Origin of the sequence: Streptococcus lactarius (genome assembly GCF_016642265.1) — a bacterium.
Lineage (GTDB): Bacteria > Bacillota > Bacilli > Lactobacillales > Streptococcaceae > Streptococcus > Streptococcus lactarius.
In genome coordinates this window covers 296,631-297,190 of the sequence record NZ_MRXX01000001.1, presented here as the reverse complement: position 1 = coordinate 297,190, position 560 = coordinate 296,631, and the positions used below count along the sequence as shown (strand labels likewise).

General features: G+C 40.5%; 1 protein-coding gene. It reads left to right on the top strand.

Annotation, left to right across the window (positions count from 1 at the left end; all coding sequences use genetic code 11):
• Positions 1 to 176 precede the first annotated feature (176 nt).
• A complete protein-coding gene (locus BTU61_RS01600) occupies positions 177 to 506 on the top strand; it encodes a metal-sulfur cluster assembly factor (RefSeq protein ID WP_187539252.1) in 330 nt (109 codons plus the stop codon).
• Positions 507 to 560: the final 54 nt, after the last annotated feature.

Sequence of the window (560 nt, the reverse complement as noted above, 5' to 3'; positions counted from 1 at the left end):
GACATTTTTAACGGTCGCCTAGAAATGAAGAAGCGACCTAGGTCCAGTGGACATTTTTAACCCGAGCCAAGAACTTTGGAAGCGAGGAAGGTCCTGCGGACATCTTTAACCTGACCTTCTTTGGCTAAGTCTTGGAAATCGTGGTTAGACGAAATAGAAACTAAAGGAAGTGTAGAATGGCCTATACAACAGAGCAAATTGAAGTAATCAAGAATAAAATTTTAAATGCCTTGGAAGAAGTCATTGATCCTGAGCTTGGAATTGACATTGTCAATTTGGGTCTTGTTTATGAGATTCATTTTGATGGTGAAACAGGTGCAACCGTGATTGATATGACATTGACCACTATGGGATGCCCCTTGGCTGATTTACTAACTGATCAGATCCATGATGCTTTGGCTGACGTAGAAGAAGTGTCAACTGTTGATGTGAAATTGGTTTGGTATCCTGCTTGGACAGTTGAAAAGATGAGCCGCTATGCACGAATTGCTCTTGGCATTAGCTAAAAATTTTCAATGGATACAGTATTCATCAAAACAAATCAGAGAGAGTGGGACAGA